General features: G+C 37.0%; 6 protein-coding genes and 1 pseudogene. 1 reads left to right on the forward strand and 6 read right to left on the reverse strand.

From position 1 onward, the window contains the following. The 3 genes and pseudogenes from RT405_RS06155 to RT405_RS06165 form a co-directional block, all read right to left on the reverse strand. Positions 1-338, reverse strand: a pseudogene (locus RT405_RS06155) (DNA helicase RecG); the annotation flags it as partial. 178 nt (positions 339-516) lie between these two features. After that, entirely contained in the window at positions 517-2,196 is a 1,680-nt protein-coding gene (locus RT405_RS06160; RefSeq protein WP_313468452.1) for a DAK2 domain-containing protein, read from the reverse strand. 57 nt (positions 2,197-2,253) lie between these two features. Next, positions 2,254-2,616, reverse strand: coding sequence for an Asp23/Gls24 family envelope stress response protein (locus tag RT405_RS06165; RefSeq protein WP_313468454.1), 363 nt, complete (start codon positions 2,614-2,616; stop codon positions 2,254-2,256). A 321-nt stretch (positions 2,617-2,937) separates the two neighbouring features. Here RT405_RS06165 and rpmB point away from each other — a divergent pair, with 321 nt between their 5' ends. After that, positions 2,938-3,126, forward strand: a complete 189-nt coding sequence (gene rpmB, locus RT405_RS06170; protein ID WP_035028489.1) for a 50S ribosomal protein L28 — start codon at positions 2,938-2,940, stop codon at positions 3,124-3,126. A 348-nt stretch (positions 3,127-3,474) separates the two neighbouring features. Here the strand turns inward: rpmB and RT405_RS06175 are convergent, their stop codons facing one another. The 3 genes from RT405_RS06175 to rsgA all read right to left on the reverse strand — a co-directional run. Beyond that, positions 3,475-4,122: a thiamine diphosphokinase gene (locus tag RT405_RS06175; RefSeq protein WP_313468456.1), complete on the reverse strand. Its 648-nt coding sequence runs from the start codon at positions 4,120-4,122 to the stop codon at positions 3,475-3,477. A 1-nt stretch (position 4,123) separates the two neighbouring features. Beyond that, a complete protein-coding gene (gene rpe, locus RT405_RS06180) occupies positions 4,124-4,774 on the reverse strand; it encodes a ribulose-phosphate 3-epimerase (protein ID WP_313468458.1) in 651 nt (216 codons plus the stop codon). 8 nt (positions 4,775-4,782) lie between these two features. Next, on the reverse strand, positions 4,783-5,551 hold a 769-nt coding region (gene rsgA, locus RT405_RS06185; RefSeq protein WP_313468460.1), incomplete at its 5' end, for a ribosome small subunit-dependent GTPase A.

The following is a 5,551-nucleotide window of genomic DNA, read 5'->3' on the forward strand; positions in this document are numbered from 1 at the left end:
GCTAATTCTTCCCCTGCAATAATTTTACTTTTTAAATAAGGTTGGTTAAAAAAAGTAATTGAAATAACAGCATGGTCAATTACTAGTCGAAAAGATAAACGGTTTTTTTTAGGACCAAAACGACTGACTACTGCTTCAGAAACTACATTCCCTTTTAAGGTAACTTTTTCTTGATCTTCTATTTCTAATAAATTTTTTTCTTGAATGTCTTCATATCGAAATGGATAATGCGAAAGCAAATCTAGTATAGTAAAGATACCCAATTGGTGTAATGCTTCAAGCCGCTTTTCACCTACAGAAGGAAGAACAGACACTGGATCATAAATTGATTTCCCCATAATATAGCAACCATTATTCAAAACAACAACTGGAGTGGTTAAATAATAGTTGTTTTTCTTCTCCCCCTTCTCCGGTTATATTTTAGCCTACTTAATAAACACTTGAAAAATAGACAAAAATAAGTAAAAATAAAAAATTATTTTTATTATTTCTGTCTATTTTCATTGGATTATCAAACTATTCTACTGAAAGCAAATAAGGATAAACAGGTTGCTGACCTTCATGTATTTCTACTTCTACGTCTGGATAGTCTTGGCTGATTTCAGCAGCAATTGCTTCTGCTTCAGTCATGTCTGCTCCTTCGCCTAATAAGATCGTAACGATTTCACTATCTTCAGAAATCATTTTCTTAAGTGTATCTAGCACAGCTTCTTTACGATTGGTTGTGGATACTTTGATTTTCCCATCAATAATTCCCATATAATCGTCTTTCTTAATGCTGATTCCTTCAATTTCAGTGTCTCGAACAGCAGTTGTGATTTGTCCACTGACGACATTTTCCAACTCTGCACTCATTTCTTTTTTGTTTGTTTCTAAATCATTCAGCTCGTTAAAGGCTAACATAGCAGACATTCCTTGAGAAACGGTTCTGCTAGGCACCACAACAACAGGTAATTCACTAACTTCTGCAGCTTGATCAGCAGCCATAAAAATATTTTTGTTGTTTGGTAAAATGATGACTTTTTCAGCATGAATGGCTTCAATGGCTTTTAAGATATCTTCGGTACTAGGATTCATCGTTTGGCCACCGCTGATAACATAATTGACCCCTAAGCTCTTAAACAGGCTTTGGACACCTTCGCCTGCAGCAACAGCTATCACGCCATAAGGTTTTTTCTCAGCAGAAGCTGTATGATCAGCATGAGCTTCTTCATTTTCTAAAATAGTTTCATGCTGTAACCGCATGTTGTCTACTTTGATCTTTACTAATGAGCCGAATTCTTGTCCATAATTCATTACCTCTCCTGGTTGTTCAGTATGGACATGAACTTTGACAATTTCGTCATCAGAGACAACTAAAAGAGAATCACCTATTTCATTTAGATGATTACGGAAAGTGTCATAATCGAACTCTTGCTTAACTGTTTCTCCCTCACCTATTTTAACCATAATTTCAGTACAGTAGCCATATTTGATGTCTTCTGTTGCAATATGATTAGAAACACTGCGATGGTGTTCAGCATTTACCATTTCTGTCATTTCCTGAGGAGATGGTTGATAAACTTCCACTTCACTAATTTTTCCGGATAGTACTTCTAAAAATCCTTCATAAATAAATAGTAGTCCTTGTCCGCCACTATCGACAACGCCTACTTCTTTTAAGACTGGTAATAAATCTGGAGTTCTATCTAGAGACTTTTTAGCTTCGCGTACGATAGCTTCCATCACTTCAACGATATTCTCAGTGGTCTTAGCTTGCTTTTCACCAGCTTTTGCTGATTCACGCGCCACAGTTAAAATGGTTCCTTCAACTGGTTTCATTACAGCTTTATAAGCGGTTTGGACTCCATTTGTAAAAGCAGCAGCAAACTCTTTTGCTGTTAACGTTTCTTTACCTTCAATTGCTTTTCCAAACCCTCTGAACAATTGAGATAAAATTACTCCAGAATTTCCCCGGGCTCCCATTAATAATCCTTTTGATAGAGCCGCAGCTAATTGATCGATATGATCTGAAGTCGTATTGTCTATCGATTTAACTCCACTAGCTAATGATAAATTCATATTTGTTCCTGTGTCTCCATCTGGAACAGGAAAAACATTTAAAGAGTTAACATATTCTGCATTTGTATCCAACCGTTTGGCTCCTACTGAAACCATTTTGCGGAATTGCTTCCCTTCTAACTTTGTAACATTCACCACTATATCCTCCTTCGTCACTTTTTAATACAAGTGACTATGACAATTTCTTTTTATTTAGTCTTTTAAAACACGTACCCCTTGCACATAAACATTTACTGCATCAGCAGATATGCCCAGCATGGTTTCTAAATCATATTTCACTCTTTCTTGTACATTACGGCTCACTTCAGAAATTTTTGTTCCGTAACTAACAACAATATAAACATCCACCATTACGCTATTGTCTTCTTGTCGAACAACTACGCCGCGCGAATAATTTTCTTTTTTAAGTATATCATTTAAATTATCACGAATTTGGTTTTTACTTGCCATACCAACAATTCCAAAAATTTCAGTTGCGGCTCCTCCTACAACTGTTGCAATTACTTCGTTTGAAATATCAATAACGCCAAATTGTGTTTTGATTTTAACTGCCATGGTAAAAATCCTCCTTTTGGCTAGTCAGCCATGAATTACTCCTTCACATTTTATCATAGCCAGCAGAATAAGAAAAGGTTAATAGGAAAACTCCCCACTTCTTTCTTTTGAAACTCATCCCATTTGTTTGTTTCACAAGTACTTTTTCAATAACAGGGCTTTTTAAAAGAAAACAATCTTTTTTCTAAAAAAAGAATGCTGTCAAGTAAAATTCCTTGAAAGAAAGATGTTGCAAATGTTGTCTAATTATGATAAATTATCAAAGTATGAGTGTATAGATTGAAGCCTTGCTTCGAGATATCGGCAAAGGAGGAAAGAATAATGGCTAAAGTATGTGTCGTAACAGGACGTAAAGCAAAAAGTGGTAACAACCGTTCTCACGCTTTAAATAAAACAAAACGTACATGGGGTGCTAACTTACAAAAAGTTCGCATTTTAGTTGATGGAAAACCTAAAAAAGTTTGGGTTTCTGCTCGCGCTCTTAAATCAGGTAAAGTTGAACGCGTGTAATTTCAATAATAAAAAAGAGGTTGAGACTTTGTCTCTACCTCTTTTTTGTTCTATTTCGTATGCATCAGATCTAACTGTTCTGGTTCTTTATCAAACATACTAAGATTAGTAGTGAAGTTTTCTCCGGAATTTACGTGTCTGCTTGCAAAAGCCATGGAACCGACTGGAGCCTTAGTGTCTCCAGTTTTTCAAGCCTCAAACGAAGCCTAACCGCTTCGTAATTCGCATTGAATCCTTTACATGGCTGCAAGTAGCCACTATTCCTCCAACAATTTCAAAATTGTGGAATAAATTCACTTTACTTACTAACACCAAAAATGACAGAACCACTATTCTTGGGCATAACTCTTAATCTTTACTTTGAATGACCGCAATTAAACCCGTTTGAAAGGAAAAAAGAGTGGTATCTGATACAAATTCATTACTGGCTAATGAAGTGGGGTAAGCAAAATCAGCTTCTTTCAATTGGTATTTCGCATCAAACAAAGTTAGCTTTTCAACAGCTGTCAAACAAATAAAAGCCAGGTATTTTTTATCTTCTTCTTTTTTTAACTCGTATGTCCCTGGTTGATAATAAGAAACACTGTTTTGACGATCAGAAATCTGTAACTTTGCAAGATGCGGCCGCACTTTCGGTTGAAAAACCAGCCATAAATTATTCAATAGATGATCCAATCTTCCGCCAGTTGCTCCATAGATCGTTACCTTTTCTGGAACAAATTCAGTAAAAGCCGCTTCTACAGCAAGTTCGGTATCTGTGGCATCTTTTTCCGCTTTAAAACGGCGAACATCTTTAACTTCTTTTTTTATCCACTCGAACTCGTCTTTAGAAACAGAATCAAAATCCCCTAAAGCAATATGTGGTTTAATCCCTAATTCCAATAATCTCACTGCTCCCCGGTCAACACCGATCCAAAGAAGCCCATCATGATCCAGCTTATGGAGATCCGGAAGAGACATTTCCGGTCCTCCAACCAGTATCGCTATTTCAACCATCTTAACAAAGCGCTTCTTTCAATGCTTTTATCTGCTCTGACGGTTGATCAGCTCCATAAATATACGAACCGGCAACAAAAACATTTGCTCCTGCAGCTTTACATACTTTAGCTGTTTCAGGAATAATACCGCCGTCCACTTCTATTTCATAATGGTAGCCTTTGTCTTTTTTCAATTCAGTTAATTGGGTAATTTTATTTACTGCCCCTTTGATGAAACTTTGCCCGCCAAATCCAGGATTAACCGTCATCACCAATACCATATCGACCTCATCTAAAACCGGCATGATCGCTTCTACAGGCGTTCCTGGATTGATCACAACACCCGCTTTAACCCCTTGAGTTTTGATAAGTTGAATAGCACGATGGATGTGATGAGTACTTTCAACATGAACCGTAATAATATCTGCTCCTGCTTTAGCAAAAGCTTCGATATACTTTTCAGGATCTTCAATCATCAAATGACAATCCAAAGGTAATTTTGTAATCGGACGAATAGCTGAAACAATATTAGGGCCAAACGTTAAATTAGGCACAAAGTGTCCATCCATTACATCGACATGAATGTAGTCTGCCCCTCCTGCTTCAACGACTTGTATATCTCTTTCTAAATTGGCAAAATCTGCACTTAAAATTGATGGCGCTATTTTCATTTTTTTCCTCACTTTTCTTTTTTTGTGTATTTTGGTTTTCGACTTTCAATTTCTTCCAAAAATTGTAAATAATGCTGATAACGATACTCTTGAATGAGACCTTCTCCAACTTCTTTTTGAACTTGACAGCCAGGTTCTTTGCGGTGCATACATCCTCTGAAGCGACATCGGTCTTGTGCTTCTACAAATTCTGGAAATAATTCAGGCAATTGGTCAGCTTCTATCTCCAAAAAATCAACTGAACTGAATCCTGGAGTATCCGCTACCAGTCCTTGATACAATGGAATCAATTCCACATGACGCGTCGTGTGCTTTCCTCTGCCAAGCGACATAGAGATCTTCCCCGTCTCCAAATTCAATTCAGGAGCAATTTGATTTAACAACGTAGATTTCCCTGCACCGGATTGACCGATAAAAACAGTTAAGCGATTCGAAAAGTAACGGGTCAACTCTTTTTTAGCCTGCTCATTGCCCTCAATCGTTGGCAAAATGACTGGATACCCAATAGTTTGGTACTGCTCTTTTAATGAAACCATTTTTTCTAATTCTTCTTCTGTTAATAAATCCGTTTTCGTAATGTAAATAACTGCTTCAATTGCTTTATGCTCTAGGGTTACTAAAAAACGATCGAGCAAATTGGTTGAGAAGTCAGGTTCGATCGCTGACATGATAATCACTCCCAAATCAACATTTGCCACTGTCGGACGTATCAATTCATTTTTACGCGGCAACAACTCTTTGAGAATGCCATCTTCTTTACTGCTGCTCTCGAACTCT

Source organism: Carnobacterium sp., assembly GCF_032094055.1.
Lineage (GTDB): Bacteria > Bacillota > Bacilli > Lactobacillales > Carnobacteriaceae > Carnobacterium_A.

Coding starts and splice junctions, on each gene's coding strand:
- RT405_RS06165 (WP_313468454.1), bottom strand. CDS start 2,616: ATGGCAGTTAAAATCAAAACACAATTTGGCGTTATTGATATTTCAAAC.
- rpmB (WP_035028489.1), top strand. CDS start 2,938: ATGGCTAAAGTATGTGTCGTAACAGGACGTAAAGCAAAAAGTGGTAAC.
- RT405_RS06175 (WP_313468456.1), bottom strand. CDS start 4,122: ATGGTTGAAATAGCGATACTGGTTGGAGGACCGGAAATGTCTCTTCCG.
- rpe (WP_313468458.1), bottom strand. CDS start 4,774: ATGAAAATAGCGCCATCAATTTTAAGTGCAGATTTTGCCAATTTAGAA.